The sequence below is a fragment of the Halorhabdus utahensis DSM 12940 genome, assembly GCF_000023945.1.
Taxonomy (GTDB): domain Archaea; phylum Halobacteriota; class Halobacteria; order Halobacteriales; family Haloarculaceae; genus Halorhabdus; species Halorhabdus utahensis.
Genome location: NC_013158.1, coordinates 1,996,328 through 2,012,436, shown reverse-complemented (window position 1 = coordinate 2,012,436; position 16,109 = coordinate 1,996,328). Strand labels below are relative to the sequence as shown.

Genomic DNA, 16,109 nt, shown 5'->3' with positions numbered 1-16,109 from the left:
TTCGACGAACGGACAACCAAACGATGAACGTCGGTTTCGACCTCGACGGCGTCCTCCTGGATTCGGCAGCCGACCTCGCGTGGCTCGACCGCGGACTCGACAACGCCCTGGCCGAACTCGACATCGAACCCACTGAGTCCAACCGACGAAAGCTCTACCCCGACGCGCTGGCTGACCTCGAAGCCGTCGCTACCGAGTTCGACGTCGAACCGGACCGCCTGTGGGCGGCACGAACCCGCAACTACACTGAGGGGAAGATCACAGCCATCCAGTCCGGCGAACTCATGCCCTTCGAGGACCTCGACGCCATCGAGCGGGTGACCGACGAAACGCTGTTCTGCGTGAGTAACTCCCCCCAGGAAGTCGTCGAGGCGTTCCTCGAAACCACGGGCTACGACGGGGCGTTCGACGTGGCTGTCGGTCGCGGGCAATCACGGGAAGCACTCGACCGACTCAAGCCCGATCCGGCGATGTTCGACCCGGTCGCCGACGCACTGGGTGAGGGCGAGTACGTCTACGTCGGCGACCGCGACAGCGACCGCGAGTTCGCCGCCCGGACCGGCATGGGCTACGTCCATCTCGATCGCCGCGAGCGGACGCTCGCCGAGGCGGTCGAGACGATCGAAAACGAGGCCTGGGAGTGTCCCGACGGAGCAGCGGTAGACGCGGAGTCGACGCCCGAATCGAGGTGAAGGATTTTGGGCCGGCAGTGCGTATTGGGTGCCAGTGACTGACACCGACCGACCGAGAATCGAGTCGCGATCGCGTCGACTGCTCGCGTATCTGGGCCACAACCGCGATCAGTTGTTCGTCGACGCGGCCGTGTTGCTGTCGTGGATCGTCGCCTCGGCGGCCGTGTTTCGCTGGCTAACGCTCCCACAGTGGGCACATTACCTCGTGCTGTTCGTCGGCATCGCCGTCTACGCGAAACTCACCCCGGCGTGGGAGCGACCGTATCGGAGCCCCGATTGATCAGACCGGCAGTGGCGTGTGACGCAGCAGTGGCAGCAGCGTCGCCACGAGCCACAGTAAGACGCCGAGTCGGACGTGACTCACCTGCTCGGGATCACGGCGTTCGTCGCGTGAACTCCCGGCGGCGATCAGCCCCAGCGCGACCGCCAGCGCACCGCGATAGACGAGCATCGTGAGCGAGAGGTGTGAAACCCCCAGATACGAGTAATTGATCAGGACTGCGGCCACGAACCCGAGTGACGCGCCGGCAAAGGCCCGCGGGCGATCGAGCTGTCGGGCAAGCAGGTACGTCACGGTCGGAAGGCCGACGAAGAGAACGGGATAGAGTCCAAAGGCGATCGTCTTCGGCGCAACGTCGAGCGCGCGCTCGAGTTGGATGCCGAGCACTCGGACCGAAAGCGTCACCGCCACGATGCCGGCGGCGAGGACGAGCATCCGCGCGTCATCTGTCGGGAGCCGCTCGCGAAGCCGCCGGGTTCCGGTCTGGAAGCGTCCGGACACGGCAAACAGGAGAGCAACCGGGAGGAGAGACCCTGCTGTCACACCCAGTTCACGGAGGTCGACGATCGTCAACCAGCGATCGAAGTCAGACTGGTCCCCTCCAACGGGTATCCGCCGGATCTCGGGCGCACTCGACCCGGCGACGAGTTCGCGTTCGAGATGGGACTGTGACTTCTCGACGCTCGTGACGACGTGTCTGCCCATGAACCAGTCCCAGTGTTCGTGGTGGGCCTGCATCGCCGTCCACTCGCCGTCGCCGTCGGGAGCCGTATACGCCCGGATGTGGTGACGACTCCCGAGGTAGGTGCCGTCGTGGACCTGGTAGTCCACCGTGAGCCACTCGCCGGCCGTCCCGTCACCGCCCGCATCGGCCAGGTAGACATACCGGTTCGAGCCGGTCGTGAGATCCCACTGGACCGCCGGATCTGTCGCCTCGGCAGCGGTCGGATCCGCGGCGATCGGCTCCGTCGGTTCGTCCGTGACGTTCCAGTCAGCCATGTCCCGCCCGAGGAACTGCCCGCGGACGGCCGACGGATCGCCGTAGACGAGTGCGTTCAGCGCGAGCGTTGCCCGATCGAAAGAGTAGCCCGTGCTCGTATACGACCACAGCTGTCGATCGGTGTCTTCCAGCGAGAGGTACGTCGGGTCGACAGCGGACTCGCCGACGGCCTCGGTCACGACGAACGAGCCCAACGATCCGGCCAGGAGCACGGCTCCCAGGACGAGCAGCGCCGTCGCCGGACGGAGTTCGACCGCCATCGACGCGATCTATGGTATCGACACCCAAAGAAGTGTTCGTCAGCGAACGGACCTCAGTAGATGACAACAGCTCAGGCGAGATCGTCGTACGTCGGCCGGTCGTGGTCGCCCGGGAAGTCCGCGACGGGCACCTGAACCTGGTCGCCCGAGGCCATGTCCTTGATCGTGATCTCGTCGTTTTCGAGGTCGCGCTCGCCGACGATGATCGCCGTCTCGGCGTTGATCGAGTCGGCGTAGTCGAGTTGTCCGCCGAAGGATCGATCGGAGACGTCGGTCTCGACGACGTGGCCGCGTTCCCGGAGCTCGCGAGCGATCCGCGACGCGACCGAGCGGGTGTCGCCGACCTGCAGGACGTAGTAGTCCGTTGAGAGTTCCTCCTCGGGCCAGACGCCCGCCCGCTGAAGCAAGAGGGGCAGCGTCGAGTTCATCACGCCCGGCGCGACGCCGACCGCGGGCGTCGGCTGGCCGCCGAAGCTCTCGATGAGGTCGTCGTAGCGGCCGCCGCCGAAGACCGCCCGCGAGACCTCGCCCACGGAGTCGAAACACTCGAAGACGACGCCCGTGTAGTAATCGAGTCCACGGGCCGTCTCCAGGGAGATCGTCGTGTACTCCCGGACGCCGAAGTCCTCGGCGGCCGCAAGGACGGCTTCGAGATTCTCGACGGCGTCGGCGACGCGATCTGTGCCCGCGAAGTCGGTCAACTCGTCGAGGTCGTCGGTCGCGAGCAGGGCGTCGAACTGTTCGGCCTGGTCGTAGGAGAGCCCGGACTCCGTCAGGAGATCGTAGTACTCCGCTTCCTCGATCTTCGCGCTCTTGTCGACGGCCCGGATCGCGGCCCGCTGGTCCACGTCGGCGTCGAAGGCCTCCAGGAGACCGCCCAGAATGTCACGGTGGGAGACACGGAAGTCGAAATCGTCGGCGTCCAGCCCGAGGTTCGTCAGCGCGTCGGCGGCGAAGGCCAGAATTTCGGCGTCGGCCTCGGGTTCCTCGCTGCCGAAGATGTCGACGTTGGTCTGGTAGAACTCCCGGAAACGGCCCTGCTGGGGCTCTTCGTAGCGCCAGAACGGGCGGGTGGAGTACCACTTGATCGGTTTCGAGAGCGCCTGCTGTTTCTCGACGACCATCCGGGCGACGGTGGGCGTGAGTTCGGGCGTCAGCGCCACGTCGCGACCGCCCTGGTCCTCGAAGCTGTAGAGGTCCTCGACGATCTCCTCGCCGCTCTTCTCGACGTACATGCGGGTCTCCTCCAAAGCGGGCGTCGCGATCTCGCGGAAGCCGTAGCGGGCGGCGGTGTCCTCGACCGTATCGATGACCTCACGGTGGGCCGCCATCTCCGCGGGATAGAAGTCGCGAAACCCTTTGATACCGTCGTACATACCCCTGCGTTCGGCCAGCGGGCGTTTGAACCCTTCCTTCCGGTCGCGTCGAAGAATATAGTCAAATATTGATATTTGCTTAAATACGGTCGTCATCACCCATCTGTATCGCCTTCGTACTCACCGTGGAAATCGCCCTTGAACATCGGCTGGCCTTCGAATTCAGGGCGATCTTCGTTATCTGCGTCGCCGCTGGACGCAAATGTTTCAGACGTACTCGTGTCTAGTTCCATCGCGTCCTCGAAGACGGCCGCCTCCCGCTCGATTTCCGCGATGCCGTCCCCGATCAACATCTCCGCCACCTCCTCGGAGATTTCGCCCTGCTCGTATCGGCGGTGGATTTCGATCTTTTCTTCGTCCGACAGCGTTTCTCGGAGCTTCTCCTTGAGGCCTTCTCGGGCCAGTTCACTGACGTTGATGCCGCCGAGACGGATCTGATCGACGACTTTCGAGGCCGCCTTCTCGGTCTCCCCCCGGAACTGGACTTTGTCGTTGTTTGCGGCCATCCTACTCTCATTTCTACCCCCACCGCAATAGATGTTGTGACGCGCCATCCATGTCATTACAGCTGCCTGCATCAGGCACGAGCGTGTATACCGCTTCGTGGCCGCGTCCGAAAAATAGTGTTCAGATGAGGATTCGGTTTAGTGAGCGTTCCAAATCATCAGTCCGGCGCTCGGACGCTCAGGGCTCCCGCTGGGCTCGGTTCGAAGATCCAAGCGATACAGACGAATCAGCCTTCGAGTGGTGCTCCTGATACTGCTGTTGGGTAACTGTGTATCGGTGGTGGTCGATTATCGTCCCGTCAGGTCGGACTGTCGAGTTGCGGATGAGGCCGTCGTACTGCCCGCCGTACGTGGAGAGGTACTTCTCGACCGCCGCCCGGGACCTGTCGTTGCCGTCCTGCACGGGGATTGCGACGAGATCGAGATCCAGACGCTCGAAAGCCAGTTCAAGCATCGCCTCCGCTCGTTCGCCGGCATAGCCGTTGCCCCAGAACTGCTTGCGGAGCCAGATCGCCGGCTTTCCGGTTTGTGTCTCCCAATCGACGATGAGGCCCCCCGAACCCACGATTTTACCCGCGCCTGCCTCCCCCTCTTTCGGACGAATGATGTACTCCGCCCGCGTTCCGTTGTCCCACTTGGCTTCGAGTTCATCGAGATAATCGGCTGTTTCCTTGACAGTCTCGTGAGGGTCCCATGGAAGGTACGCGGTCACTTCCTCGATCGCTGGCTCATGAGCAGAACACAACGTATGGTATTCGAAGACGTCGACCGTCTCGTGACAGAGCCGTCGCAAACGGAGACGTTCCGTCTCAATCTCCTCGGGGAACAGCATACTGGCCACTACCTGAAACAGGTCAATAAGACCAACGGAGAATGGGACGCAAACGGACTGCGCAATTACCTCAGTATGGTTGCGGTGTGGACATCCACTGAATCGACTCACTCCCGCCGTCCACGCACGACCGACTGGACGTGCTCGGGGAAAATATCGTCAATAGCGCTCTCCCCATATACATCCGCCAGCACGGCTCTGAGCTCGTGCTCGTAGTCGCCCTTCGCCAGTCGCTCGCTCGGCCCAGTCTCGATCCGGAGCAACTCACCAGCCAGATCGTCGATCGTCTCTCGACCGTAGCCGGCGAGTGGCGCGACGTACTGGACGCCGTGACGGTCTTCGAGACTCTGCGCAACGGATCGCGATACCGCCGGCGCGCGGTCGTCCCGCCGCGTCCCGTCGCCGACGACATCGAAGCCGGCCTCGGCGACCGCCTCCAGGGTCGCCTCGTGGACCTGCTGGATGCCGTTGCGTGGATAGCCATCGTCGACCATCCGCTCGATTGCGCCCTCGGCGACGGCGCGGTCGAGTTCGATGGTCTCGTGGGCAAATCCGAGCGCGTCGGCGGCCTCGCGGGCGTTCTCGGCGGCGTCGGTCACGCCGAAGGTGGCAGTCACGAGCGTGACGTCGAAGAAGGAGTCGGCGAGCAACGCCGCGAGCGCGGAGTCCTTCCCGCCGCTGAACGAGAGCCCGAGGGGCATCTACCGGCGCTTGATGTCGAAGCTCTTGGAGTCAGGCGTCAGTTCCCGGAGGAGTTCTTCCATCTTTTCGTCGTCGATCTTGCCCTGGATACGGCCACTCTGTGCGATGGCGACGAGTTGACTTTCGACCTGCTCGGCGACGTCCGGTTTCGACATCTTGAGGGTGTTGAGTCTCTTGCGGGCGTCGTCAGTCAGGTGCTGGCGCAGGACGGCCTTCTTCTGGGCATCGGCGCGCTGTTGGGCCGCTTCACGGGGGTTGCCGCCACCCTCCTGTTGGGCCTGGTCGCGAAGCTGCTCCATTCGCTCCTCGCGAAGCTGTTCGAGTTCGTCGTCGGATGGCTCGCCACTCATGGTTGTAGATACTTGTCGAGTCGGGGGGAAAACGATTTCGCTACTCCGCGATCGATGTCACGATCGGGCTGTGAGGGTCCCAGGGAACCCTAGGCGTAGCGTTCGAGTTCCGGTCGGTCGAGGTCCTCGATAACCTCCTCGGCCGTCTCGTCAAGGAGAGCCTGTCCGTCGGCAGTGATCCGTCGGCCCTCGCCCTCGGCGGTCGAGACGTAGCCCGCGTCTTCGAGTTGCTGGAGCGCCGTCCGGATGATGTTGCGGCTCCCGTCGGCCTGGTGTTTCGGACGGACCTGGTAGCGGTTGGTCCCCTGTTTGGTTCCGCCGTAGGCGGTCGCGAGCGTGCCGACGCCGACCGGGCTGTCGACGGCGACCTTCCGGAGCAGGCTCGCGGCGCGGGTCTCCCAGAAGTCCTCCTGCTCGGGGGCGAGTTCGCGGCCGGTGCCGGTGGTGGTGAAGGTGAGCCATTCGGGCGCTTCGATCGCACTATCCTCGGCGAGTTGTTCGGCCACGGCCTCGATGAGGTCCTCGGCCGGGACATCGTAGAGCGTCGTCATTGACGTATCCTTCCCCGTGGCGTCATTTAAGCGCATCGTTGTCCGGAAACCACGTCTGGGGCGCGTTCACACGCCCAAATGGGAGTTCCGACGTTACGAGGATCGATACCGTTCGCCCAGAATCGCTGCTGTCGTGCCCCCGATGAACAGCGTGAGCCAGTACGTCGAGAGCCGGTAGATGACGACGCCCGCCCCGGCGACCGACGCGGCGAGCCCCGTCGTCGAGACGATCAGGGCAATAAATGCGGCCTCGATCCCGCCGAGCCCGCCGGGGAGTGGCGTGATCGCCGCGATCGAGGCGACCGGGACGACGACCAGCATGGCGACGAACGGAACGACGTGGCCGAGCGAGGCCAACGACAGCCACAGCGCCGTCGACAGCGAGAGCCACCCCGCCGTCGAGTACAGCGAGGCAAGCAAGATCGTTCGGCGACTGCCCGCAACCCGGTCGATCGCCGTGAAAAATCCCTCGATACGATCCTCGATGACATTCCCTTCGGGCGGTTCTACGCGGGGGAGCACCCCACTCACACGACGGATGACCGGCGTCAACACCCCGACGACGACGCGTTCGATCTCGTAGCGATACTGCCAGCCAAGGAGTGCCGCACCGAGGAAAGTTGCCGCGAGCAATCCGACCGCAGCCGCCGCAAAATAGAGATTCTGGTCGAGGTTGACTGACTCGACGGCGAACGTCCCCAGTCCGACAGTCGCGAGGCCGATCGAGGGCACGAAGTGCAGCGTATCGACGCTCGCGATCGCGGCCAGGCCGGTCTCGTACTCGCTGTCGGCGGCCTCCGAGACGAGCAACGCCGCGACCGGTTCGCCACCGGCCTGCCCGAACGGCGTGATCGCGTTCGAGAAGACAGCCGAGGAGAACACTAGGATCGCCGTGTGAGCCGGGACCGGCGAATCGAGTGCGCCAAGGACCGTGTGCAGGGACATCCCCCAACAGGACAGCCAGACGACGGTCATCGTCACGACAGCGAGAACGAGCGGGAGACGGGCACGCGAGAGATGGCCGACCAAGGCGTCGATGCCGACGGCCCAGAACAGCAACCCGAGTACGGCGAGCGCGCCGGCGAACCCGGCAAGGGTCGTCTTCCGATCGCCGTCCATGGAAGCGACTCATGAGTGGGGGCGATTTGAACCCACCGGAACCGGGTGGCGGACCGGTTCAGCCCGGGACAGGCGGCGACCCACCCATCGCGACCGATCGCCGGGCGTATTACGAACGGGACCGAACGCCGTCCATGGACGAGCGGAGCGCACTGGGGCTGATTGCCGAGCATCTGGATCCCGCAGGCGACGACGCGGCAGTCGTCGACGGACTCGTCGTCACGATCGACATGCTCCACGAGTCGACGGACTTCCCGCCGGGGACGACCCGTTACACCGCCGGGTGGCGGGCCGTCGGCGCGTCACTATCGGACGTCGCCGCCATGGGCGGCGAGCCGACGGCGGCGGTCGCAGTCTACGGCGCGCCGACGTTCGACGGCGAGGAGATCACGGCGTTCGTCGACGGCGCGCGCGACGTCTGCGCGGCGGTCGACGGGGCCTACGTCGGGGGCGACCTGGACGAACACGACGAGTTGACGGTGGCGACAGCGGCGGTCGGGCGAGCCGACGATCCCGTATTGCGCTCGGGTGCGTCCCCCGGCGATATCGTCTGTGTCACCGGGACGCTCGGGCGGAGTGCGGCCGCCCTCGGCTTCTTCGAGGCGGGCGAGTACGAACGAGCGAACGATCTCTTCCGATTCGAGCCCCGGGTGGCCGCCGGACGCGCACTCGCCGCATACGCGAGCGCGATGATGGATTCCAGCGACGGACTCGCGCGATCGCTCCACCAGCTTGCCGAGGCGAGCGACGTCGGCTTCGCCGTCGAGTCGCCGCTCCCGATCGCCGAGGCACTTTCCGAGGTCGCCGATCCGGACGAACGCCAGGAGCTGGCCGTCTCCTTCGGCGAGGACTTCGAGCTCGTGTGTACGATCCCGGAGGAAAAACTCGACGCCGCTCGTGAGGCGTCACCGACGGAAATCTCGTCGATCGGCCGAGTAACGGCTGAGGGCGAAATCACGCTCGACGGCGAACCGCTTCCCGATCGCGGATACACGCACGGCGAATCAGCGTGAGCGAGGCGAACGGACACCGCTCAGACGTAACCCAGCGACTCTAAGCGTTCTTCGACATCGCCATCGTCGGTGGTGGCCGATCGTGTCTCAGTCTTGCGGATCTCCCGTCGCTGCTCGAAGGGGAGTTCGACCCAGGGGACGGCAGTGAGTTCTTCGTCAGCGATCCCGGGGGGATGGCCGTATATGTCGATCGGCAGCGGCGAGACGCGCTCGCCGAAGAGGTTGCCGTGGTCGCTGGTGACGACGGTCTTGCCGTCGAGTGCCTCGACGAGTCGCTGTACTTCGGGGAGTGCGATCCGAAGGTTCTCCTCGTAGGCGTCCCAGACCTGGGCCTCGTCGGCTGCCCCGGCGTCGAGACGCTCCCAGACCGAGGGATAGGCCCGATCCGCCCGCCCGTCGAGGAACGATCCCTGCGCGGCAAGATCCGCCCCCGCCTCACCGATGAAGGGGTAATGGGGTTGCATGTAGTGGACGATAAGCCGTTTCTCCGGGTGCGTCTGGGCGACTTCGAGTGCGCGGTCGGTCATCGTCTCGGGCAGGACCGTGTCGGTTGCCTCGTCCCAGCCGTCTCGCCAGACGTGTTCGACGTGGGCGAAGTCGCCGCCGTGATTGGCCACTTGCGGGCTCGCAGTCACGTAGACCGTGTCGGGGTGGTCGCCAGCGAAGTTCGCCGAGAGGAAGTCACTGGTGTGACTCGCGTTCGAGTTGACACGCTCGGCCGGCACGGTAAAGGGGTTGTTCGCCGCGAAGACGTCGTACCGACAGGCGTCGAGGACCACGAGTGTATCCCAGTCGCGTTCACCGTAGGAGATCGTCTCGTAGTCCTGGCGGACGAACGGCCGGACGAGCCGGGCCTTGAGTTCGCGTTTGAGCACGCTCGCCGTCGAGAACTCGCTGGGGAGCCACCGAACGAACGACGCGATCGGTTCTGGGAGCGAAACCACGGGTACTGCCTGCAGCTACTTCGCACTGCCCGAAAAGCGTATCGCGTTCGCCTCAGGCCCCGGGTGAGAACGCAGCGGCTGGTTACGGGACGACGATCTCGATCGGCACGGGCATGAAACACAGTGCCCCGAGCACGAAGGTGAGCCCGGCGAGTGCGAGGCGCTTCATCCCGATCGACCCCTCGCGAAGCGGGGTCGCCGACCCGGCCTGGACCATGACCAGGGCTATCACGCCCCAGATCCCCCACAGGATCGTCGACTGGGTGTACTCCGTGAGGAAGTACAGTCCGCCAGCCATCGCGAAGAGGACGCCGGGGACTGCGGCGGCGACCGTCTCCTGGCGCTGGCCAAGCGCGGCCCGGAGGATGTGCCCGCCGTCGAGTTGGCCGACCGGGATCAGATTGAGGAAGGTCACGAACATCCCGACCCACCCACCGAAAACGACCGGATTGACGGCCAGTCCGCGGGGGTAGTCCGTCGGCTGCCCCACCAGATCGGCCAGCAGCGTGAGCAACAATGGGTCGTTGAACTTGATCGATGCGCCCTCGTCGGCCGCCTGGAGCGCCTGCTCCGGGACGGCGATCGGATCGAGATGGAGACCGACCACCGTCACGGCAATCGTCGCGGCGAGTCCGGCCAGCGGGCCGGCGACGCCGATATCGAACAGCGCCTTCCGGGACGGGATCTGCCCGCGCATCCGGATGATCGCCCCCATCGTCCCGATCGGCGGCGGAACCGGAATGAAATACGGGAGGCTCGCGTCGACACCGTGGTAGCGACTCATCACGTAGTGGCCGAGTTCGTGGGTCGCAAGCACACCGAGCACAGCGGCGGTAAAGGGCCAGGCCCGGAGCAGATTGAGCGGGTCACCGGCGATATCAATGTAATACCACCACGTGCCCGCGTACAGCGTCGTGGCGACAGTGAGAACGAGCATCACGATGTTGCCCCATGGAATGCCGTCGATCCCGACCGATTCGGGCTCGGCGACCAGGGCATATGGGGCGGGTCCGCCGTCGCCGTGACGCCGCGTCACCGAGACATCGTATCCCCGCCGGGCGAACAGCGGGCCGACTTCAGTCGATAGGTTTCCCGGTGAGATGAGTGGCTCGCCGATGTACCGGATCTCGTCGTCGTCACGTTCGACCCGGTAGACGTGAAATACCGACGTCAACGCCCCGACGCTCGGGGGGCTGTTGGCCGGTTCGTCGGGTGACATCTACGTCGCTCTGAAGAGTTGGTGACGTAAAATACCGACGCCCTGGCGATTGGGGACCAACGGGCGGGCGTCAGGGACCGACAGCGGTGAGTCAGGCTGCTTCGACGCGCCAGGTGGTCGCGCTCGTATACGACCACTTCTCGACGTCGAGGTCCGGGGCCGACTCGCTCAGTTTGACCATGAGTGCACCGATCTCCTTGGGCGAGAGATTGACCTCGTCGGCGATGAACTTGCTCTTGAAATACATCTCGCCGTCGCTGGCTTTGCGCTTCAAGAACGCGCGTAGCCGCTGTTCCTTACTGGCAGTCGACTCCTCGCGTTCCGGGGAGGGCGTTGCTTTGGCGCTCATGTGAATCACTTCGATCTTGTGTATCGACTACAGCTACATATAAAGGGGCGAACATTCGGGTAACTTTGAGCCGTTTCAGCCGTTTTGAGGGTCGGAGGAGACGTTTTATAATCTTTTTAGAACCCATGAGACGTTTTATAGAGTTTTATAGAAGTTTCTTTCAATAGTTATCTAGAGATATATACCGTGTGTGTTCGGCCGCGCTGACGTCGAAACCAGAGTAGTTTCGACCGGCAACCGGCCCCAGGACATCTCGCGCGACGTGACTGGTGGGACGTGCTTGATAACGCTTAAGAGTGAATCGGAGTTACGGCGATGCAATGAAAATCGTCGTCTCGATCGGCGGAAGCGTGCTCGCGCCGGACCTGGACGCGGATCGCGTGGCGGGCTACGCCGGGGTGCTCGGGGAACTCGACGCCGCCGGCCACGATATCGGCGTCGTCACCGGCGGGGGCAGCGTCGCACGGGAATACATCGAGACAGCACGGGCACTCGATGCCAACGAGATGGAACTCGATCACATCGGGATCGCCGTGACGCGATTGAACGCACGGCTGTTGATCGCAGCACTCGGCGAACGGGCCGCGCCCGAACCGGCAGCGACCTACGAGGAAGGCCGGGAAGCACTCCGTCGCGGCGACATTCCGGTCCTGGGTGGCACCGTCGCCGGGCAGACGACGGACGCCGTCAGCGCCGCCTTCGCCGAGTACGTGAACGCCGACCTACTGGTGTACGCGACGAGTGTCCCGGGCGTCTTCGACGCCGATCCAGCCGTCGACCCCGACGCCACGAGGTTCGAGACGCTGACCGTCGGCGAACTCGTCGACGTGATCGCCGACATCGAGATGAACGCCGGGTCCAACGCGCCAGTCGATCTCCTTGCGGCGAAACTCATCGAGCGCTCGGGCATCAGGGCGATCGTCCTCGACGGCAGCGACCCCCAACGCGTGCTCGATGCGGTCGAAGACGACGCCCACGACGGGACCGAGATCGTTCCGAACGACGTGGAGTGAGGCGTATACGATGATAGACACTGTATACGTAGCGGATGGGGAGGCCGACAGAGAATGACCGAAGACAATCCTTATGCGACAATCGAGGACGGGACGGCGACTTTCTGGGCCGATGCGGTCGCCGACGCGATCGAGGCGCGCGACCCCGAGGAACCGATCGTCATCAAGGGTGGCGTCTCGCCGTCGGGCGTGCCACACATCGGTCACTTGAACGAGATCGTCCGCGGGTACGTCGTCGCCGAGGTGTTGCGGGAGCGCGACCACGAAGTCCGGCAGGTGTTCACCAGCGACGACAGGGATCGCCTCCGGAAGATTCCCAGACAGTTGGCCGACCTGGAGTGGAACATCGTCGGGCTTGGCGAGGTCGACGCGGGCGCACTCGGGCGGAACCTGGGCAAGCCCTACACGTCGATCCCGGACCCCTTCGGGTGCTGTGACTCCTATGGGGCACACTTCACGACGCTTCTCGCACGGAGCGCGGAACTGCTCGACGTCCCGATCGACGTCGTCTCGAACACCGAGCTATACGCAGACGGCGAGTTCGAGAAGCTAACGCGACACGTCCTTCGAAACCAGGATCGCGCGCGCGAAGTTCTCAAAGACTATCAGGCGAGCGTCGACGACGAGTACGTCCCGTTTCAGGTCGAATGTGCGTCCTGTGGCATCCTGACCGACGGGATCACCGACGTCGAGCCGGCCGACGGGACGGTCGCCTACGAGTGTCGGGACGTGACGGTCGGCGAGGAGACCATCGAGGGCTGTGGTCACGAGGGCGAGGTGAGTCTCCGGGAGGGCAAACTCCCCTGGCGCTTCGAATGGCCGGCCCAGTGGGACGTCCTCGGTGTGGACTTCGAGCCATTCGGGAAGGATCACGCCGAGGGATCCTGGCCCTCCGGCGTCGACGTCGCCCGGAACGTCTTCGAGGTCGAGCCCCCGGTGCCGATGGTCTACGAATGGTTTACCCTCGACGGCGAGGCACTCTCCTCGTCCGCGGGGAACGTCGTTACCGCCGCCGAGGTGCTCGAACTCGTCGAGCCGGCCGTCCTCCGGTACTTCTTCTGTAAGGATCCCCGCAAGCAGCGGGACTTCTCAATCGCCCACCTCGACCAGCTCGTCGACGAGTTCGATCGGCTCGAAGCGGTCTATTTCGGCAGACAGGACGCCGACGAAGAAGATCGCGAACGCGCCGAGCGCGTCTATCCCATCGCGGTCGACGAACCGCGCGAGGAGCGGATTCGCATCCCCTACACCTTCGCCGCGGTGCTCGGAATGACCGACGACCCCGCCCTCCGGGAGGAGATCGCCCGCCGCGAGGGCCACATCCCCGAAGACGCCCCTGAGTGGGCGGTCGAGGAAGCGCTCGAGCGAGTTGATCGTGCCCGCGCCTGGGCGCGGCGGACGGACAACGCGTTCAACTACGACCTCAAGCGCGAGGAGATGCCCGACGTGGACTTCGACGCCGAGACGGCGGCCGCCCTCGACGACCTCGCCGACTTCGTTGCGACGGGAGCCGACGGCGAGGCGATCCAGGCGGAGATCTACGAACTCGCCGAGGCGTACGACCTCGACGTGAGCGACTTTTTCGCCGCCGGCTATCGACTGTTGTTCGACCTGACGGAAGGACCGAAGCTCGGGCCGTTCCTCGCGAAACTCGACCAGGAGTTCGTCGTCGGACGGTTACGGCGCGAGCGGTAACCGCCGATCGAACCGACACGCTCGGCCACGTCTCGCGCTCACCACGCCCGGAATCGCTGCGGAGATGGGTACGGTAACGCAATCCTCTTTGCAGGAGCGGTCATTCCTACTGACAATGGTCGATACGCTCACGTTGGTTCTCGCGGGCGTTCTCGCGTACTCTCTGGGGGCGACGGCGCTCGATCGCCGGGGGTATCTGCCCGCGTTCCTGAAAGTCTCCGGGCCCATCACGACGCTCCATACCAAGCGTGGACGGGCCGCACTCGATTGGCTCGCCCGGCCGAAGCGATTCTGGCGGGCCTTCGGGAACATCGGCGTCGGGTTCGGGCTATTCATCCTCGCCGGGATGTTCCTGACAGTCCTGTTCTCGGGGATCTCGAGTCTCCAGCAACCGGAAGCGAATCCGATCCAGGAGCCGAAAAACGCCCTGGTCATCCCCGGCCTCAACGACTTCCTCCCGCTTGCGGCCGCGCCGGAGATCATCTTCGGACTGCTCGTCGGGATGATCGTCCACGAGGGGGGCCACGGCCTGCTCTGCCGGGTCGAGGACATCGACATCGACTCGATGGGCGTTGCCCTCTTTACGATCATCCCGCTGGGGGCGTTCGTCGAACCCGACGAGGAAAGCCGGGCGAAAGCCGATCGCGGCGCGCAAACGCGAATGTTCGCGGCGGGAGTCACCAACAACTTCGTGATCACGGCACTCGCCTTCCTCCTGCTCTTTGGCCCGGTCGCGGGGTCGATCCAGGCCGTCGGCGGCGTCGCTGTCGGCGGTGCACTCCCTGGATCACCGGCCGCCGACGCGTCCCTCGGGGAAGGTGACGTCATCACGGGGATCAACGGGACCGAGGTGACCAACCAGTCGACGCTACGTGACGCACTCGGGGACGCCGACGGGCGGACCGTCGCGGTGTCTCTCCACGAGGACGAAACGAAACGCATCCAGCGATCGGTGTTCGTCACCGTGGCCGTCCTCGACGGGCCGCTCGGGATCGATCGCGGTGACACGATCACGAGTGTCAACGGAACGGCCGTCCACACGGTCAGCGGGCTGGTCGATGCCGTCGAGAACCGGACGGTCGCCACACTCGAAACGGCCGACGGAAATCAGACGACCGGGCCGATCGGCGCGTACGTCAGCCGCGTCGCCGAGGGCGGGCCGTTCGCCGACGACGGCGGGCCGGCCGGCGAGTCAGTCGTCATAACGCGCTTCGACGGAACGCGGATCATCGGACAGTCACAGCTGCTCGACGCACTCGAGGGGACCGACCCTGGCGAGACGGTCGACATCGAAGCGTACGTCGACGGCGAGCGCCGGACGTACAGTGTCACGCTCGAGGAGAACCCGCGCGACGGGACGGGGTTTCTCGGAGTCGTCGGCATCCAGCCCGGGATCAGCGGGATCGTCGTCAACGACTTCGGTATCCAGTCCTATCCCGCCGAAACATATCTCGGTATCCTCGGCGGCAACGGTGATCTGGACATCCCGCTGGGTCAGCAGATCATCCTGCTGATCACACTCCCCCTGGCGAGCGTGGCAGCCCCCGGACTCACGTTCAACTTCGCGGGCTTTCTCGGCCCGATCACCGACTTCTATACGGTCACGGGGCCGCTCGCCGGTCTCGGTGGCGGGGTGTTCGTCGTCGCGAACCTGCTGTTCTGGACCGCATGGGTCAATCTCAATCTCGCCGTCTTCAATCTGATCCCGCTGTTCCCTCTGGACGGGGGTCATTTACTCCGGACAGGGACGGAGTCGATCGTCGCCCGGACGCCCGTGAACAAACGCTGGGCAGTTCGGACCGTGACTGTCTCGGTCGGGCTGGTGATGTTCGGAAGCCTCATGCTGATGCTGTTCGGCCCACAGTTGCTAACCTGATCCATATTTAAGTCTTTTCCCGACCTGCCGGACCGGAAGGTCTGGTTCTGTATATAAGTAAGAGTGGTCTCTACGTAGGGATGCGAGGTTCCCGGTGACTACCGGCCCACCAAGGACTCGGTGCCTCTGACATCGCCGGTCCTCCGTGTATTCCCGTTGACTGTGGCGGTCCGCCGCCCCGTCCCCGAACGGATACGGCCCTCCAAACGCCATCCGGTTTCGACCGTGGGATACACGACGGATTCGAACGCCCCTCATCGGTTCACCGGGAACATTGATTAGATCCGAGAGCAGCGCGTCCTGACACGGCCAGTCGAACGTCCCGACAGAAA

At 64.6% G+C, this 16,109-nt stretch carries 17 protein-coding genes; 6 read left to right on the top strand and 11 right to left on the bottom strand.

What is annotated here, in order from left to right; translation table 11 throughout:
• Positions 1–23 precede the first annotated feature (23 nt).
• On the top strand, positions 24–692 hold the full coding sequence (locus HUTA_RS09735) for an HAD family hydrolase (RefSeq protein WP_015789728.1): 669 nt from the start codon (positions 24–26) through the stop codon (positions 690–692).
• Positions 693–726: 34 nt separating this feature from the next.
• Positions 727–972 carry a hypothetical protein gene (locus tag HUTA_RS09730; RefSeq protein ID WP_143920356.1) on the top strand — a complete coding sequence of 82 codons (246 nt, stop codon included), beginning with the start codon at positions 727–729 and terminating at the stop codon, positions 970–972.
• Here HUTA_RS09730 and HUTA_RS09725 read toward each other — a convergent pair whose 3' ends face one another.
• The 8 genes from HUTA_RS09725 to HUTA_RS09690 all read right to left on the bottom strand — a co-directional run bounded on the left by HUTA_RS09725 (position 973) and on the right by HUTA_RS09690 (position 7,668).
• Positions 973–2,232 (bottom strand): hypothetical protein, encoded by a 1,260-nt coding sequence (locus HUTA_RS09725; RefSeq protein ID WP_015789726.1) that lies wholly within the window; start codon positions 2,230–2,232, stop codon positions 973–975.
• 71 nt (positions 2,233–2,303) lie between these two features.
• Positions 2,304–3,608: a histidine--tRNA ligase gene (gene hisS / locus HUTA_RS09720; RefSeq protein WP_015789725.1), complete on the bottom strand. Its 1,305-nt coding sequence runs from the start codon at positions 3,606–3,608 to the stop codon at positions 2,304–2,306.
• Positions 3,609–3,703: 95 nt separating this feature from the next.
• A complete protein-coding gene (locus tag HUTA_RS09715) occupies positions 3,704–4,114 on the bottom strand; it encodes a hypothetical protein (RefSeq protein ID WP_015789724.1) in 411 nt (136 codons plus the stop codon).
• A 178-nt stretch (positions 4,115–4,292) separates the two neighbouring features.
• Entirely contained in the window at positions 4,293–4,946 is a 654-nt protein-coding gene (locus tag HUTA_RS09710; RefSeq protein ID WP_015789723.1) for a GNAT family N-acetyltransferase, read from the bottom strand.
• Between the two features lie 107 nt (positions 4,947–5,053).
• Entirely contained in the window at positions 5,054–5,647 is a 594-nt protein-coding gene (locus tag HUTA_RS09705) for an alpha hydrolase (RefSeq protein WP_015789722.1), read from the bottom strand.
• Positions 5,648–5,998 carry a DNA-binding protein gene (locus HUTA_RS09700; protein ID WP_015789721.1) on the bottom strand — a complete coding sequence of 117 codons (351 nt, stop codon included), beginning with the start codon at positions 5,996–5,998 and terminating at the stop codon, positions 5,648–5,650.
• A gap of 89 nt (positions 5,999–6,087) precedes the next feature.
• Complete coding sequence (locus HUTA_RS09695) at positions 6,088–6,549, bottom strand: 30S ribosomal protein S19e (protein WP_015789720.1); 462 nt, start codon at positions 6,547–6,549, stop codon at positions 6,088–6,090.
• Positions 6,550–6,642: 93 nt separating this feature from the next.
• On the bottom strand, positions 6,643–7,668 hold the full coding sequence (locus HUTA_RS09690) for a lysylphosphatidylglycerol synthase transmembrane domain-containing protein (RefSeq protein WP_015789719.1): 1,026 nt from the start codon (positions 7,666–7,668) through the stop codon (positions 6,643–6,645).
• Positions 7,669–7,802: 134 nt separating this feature from the next.
• Between HUTA_RS09690 and thiL the strand changes: the two genes are divergently transcribed.
• Positions 7,803–8,681, top strand: coding sequence for a thiamine-phosphate kinase (thiL, locus tag HUTA_RS09685; RefSeq protein ID WP_015789718.1), 879 nt, complete (start codon positions 7,803–7,805; stop codon positions 8,679–8,681).
• Positions 8,682–8,701: 20 nt separating this feature from the next.
• On the opposite strand, the gene HUTA_RS09680 is transcribed toward thiL, so the two are convergent.
• The 3 genes from HUTA_RS09680 to HUTA_RS09670 all read right to left on the bottom strand — a co-directional run bounded on the left by HUTA_RS09680 (position 8,702) and on the right by HUTA_RS09670 (position 11,193).
• Positions 8,702–9,625, bottom strand: coding sequence for an alkaline phosphatase family protein (locus tag HUTA_RS09680; protein WP_015789717.1), 924 nt, complete (start codon positions 9,623–9,625; stop codon positions 8,702–8,704).
• Positions 9,626–9,707: 82 nt separating this feature from the next.
• The gene (locus HUTA_RS09675) at positions 9,708–10,844 is read right to left on the bottom strand and encodes a site-2 protease family protein (protein WP_015789716.1); all 1,137 of its coding nucleotides are present in this window, start codon (positions 10,842–10,844) and stop codon (positions 9,708–9,710) included.
• 91 nt (positions 10,845–10,935) lie between these two features.
• The gene (locus HUTA_RS09670) at positions 10,936–11,193 is read right to left on the bottom strand and encodes a DUF7123 family protein (protein WP_015789715.1); all 258 of its coding nucleotides are present in this window, start codon (positions 11,191–11,193) and stop codon (positions 10,936–10,938) included.
• Between the two features lie 320 nt (positions 11,194–11,513).
• Between HUTA_RS09670 and pyrH the strand changes: the two genes are divergently transcribed.
• The 3 genes from pyrH to HUTA_RS09655 all read left to right on the top strand — a co-directional run bounded on the left by pyrH (position 11,514) and on the right by HUTA_RS09655 (position 15,777).
• Positions 11,514–12,206, top strand: a complete 693-nt coding sequence (pyrH, locus tag HUTA_RS09665) for a UMP kinase (protein ID WP_015789714.1) — start codon at positions 11,514–11,516, stop codon at positions 12,204–12,206.
• 54 nt (positions 12,207–12,260) lie between these two features.
• On the top strand, positions 12,261–13,901 hold the full coding sequence (gene lysS, locus HUTA_RS09660) for a lysine--tRNA ligase (RefSeq protein WP_015789713.1): 1,641 nt from the start codon (positions 12,261–12,263) through the stop codon (positions 13,899–13,901).
• Between the two features lie 115 nt (positions 13,902–14,016).
• The gene (locus HUTA_RS09655; RefSeq protein ID WP_049941294.1) at positions 14,017–15,777 is read left to right on the top strand and encodes a site-2 protease family protein; all 1,761 of its coding nucleotides are present in this window, start codon (positions 14,017–14,019) and stop codon (positions 15,775–15,777) included.
• Positions 15,778–16,109: the final 332 nt, after the last annotated feature.

What these genes read in the sequence shown, in the direction of transcription:
- HUTA_RS09735 (WP_015789728.1), top strand. Translation starts at nt 24, where the DNA reads ATGAACGTCGGTTTCGACCTCGACGGCGTCCTCCTGGATTCGGCAGCC.
- HUTA_RS09725 (WP_015789726.1), bottom strand. Translation starts at nt 2,232, where the DNA reads ATGGCGGTCGAACTCCGTCCGGCGACGGCGCTGCTCGTCCTGGGAGCC.
- hisS (WP_015789725.1), bottom strand. Translation starts at nt 3,608, where the DNA reads ATGTACGACGGTATCAAAGGGTTTCGCGACTTCTATCCCGCGGAGATG.
- HUTA_RS09715 (WP_015789724.1), bottom strand. Translation starts at nt 4,114, where the DNA reads ATGGCCGCAAACAACGACAAAGTCCAGTTCCGGGGGGAGACCGAGAAG.
- HUTA_RS09710 (WP_015789723.1), bottom strand. Translation starts at nt 4,946, where the DNA reads ATGCTGTTCCCCGAGGAGATTGAGACGGAACGTCTCCGTTTGCGACGG.
- HUTA_RS09705 (WP_015789722.1), bottom strand. Translation starts at nt 5,647, where the DNA reads ATGCCCCTCGGGCTCTCGTTCAGCGGCGGGAAGGACTCCGCGCTCGCG.
- HUTA_RS09700 (WP_015789721.1), bottom strand. Translation starts at nt 5,998, where the DNA reads ATGAGTGGCGAGCCATCCGACGACGAACTCGAACAGCTTCGCGAGGAG.
- HUTA_RS09695 (WP_015789720.1), bottom strand. Translation starts at nt 6,549, where the DNA reads ATGACGACGCTCTACGATGTCCCGGCCGAGGACCTCATCGAGGCCGTG.
- HUTA_RS09690 (WP_015789719.1), bottom strand. Translation starts at nt 7,668, where the DNA reads ATGGACGGCGATCGGAAGACGACCCTTGCCGGGTTCGCCGGCGCGCTC.
- thiL (WP_015789718.1), top strand. Translation starts at nt 7,803, where the DNA reads ATGGACGAGCGGAGCGCACTGGGGCTGATTGCCGAGCATCTGGATCCC.
- HUTA_RS09675 (WP_015789716.1), bottom strand. Translation starts at nt 10,844, where the DNA reads ATGTCACCCGACGAACCGGCCAACAGCCCCCCGAGCGTCGGGGCGTTG.
- HUTA_RS09670 (WP_015789715.1), bottom strand. Translation starts at nt 11,193, where the DNA reads ATGAGCGCCAAAGCAACGCCCTCCCCGGAACGCGAGGAGTCGACTGCC.
- pyrH (WP_015789714.1), top strand. Translation starts at nt 11,514, where the DNA reads ATGAAAATCGTCGTCTCGATCGGCGGAAGCGTGCTCGCGCCGGACCTG.
- lysS (WP_015789713.1), top strand. Translation starts at nt 12,261, where the DNA reads ATGACCGAAGACAATCCTTATGCGACAATCGAGGACGGGACGGCGACT.
- HUTA_RS09655 (WP_049941294.1), top strand. Translation starts at nt 14,017, where the DNA reads ATGGTCGATACGCTCACGTTGGTTCTCGCGGGCGTTCTCGCGTACTCT.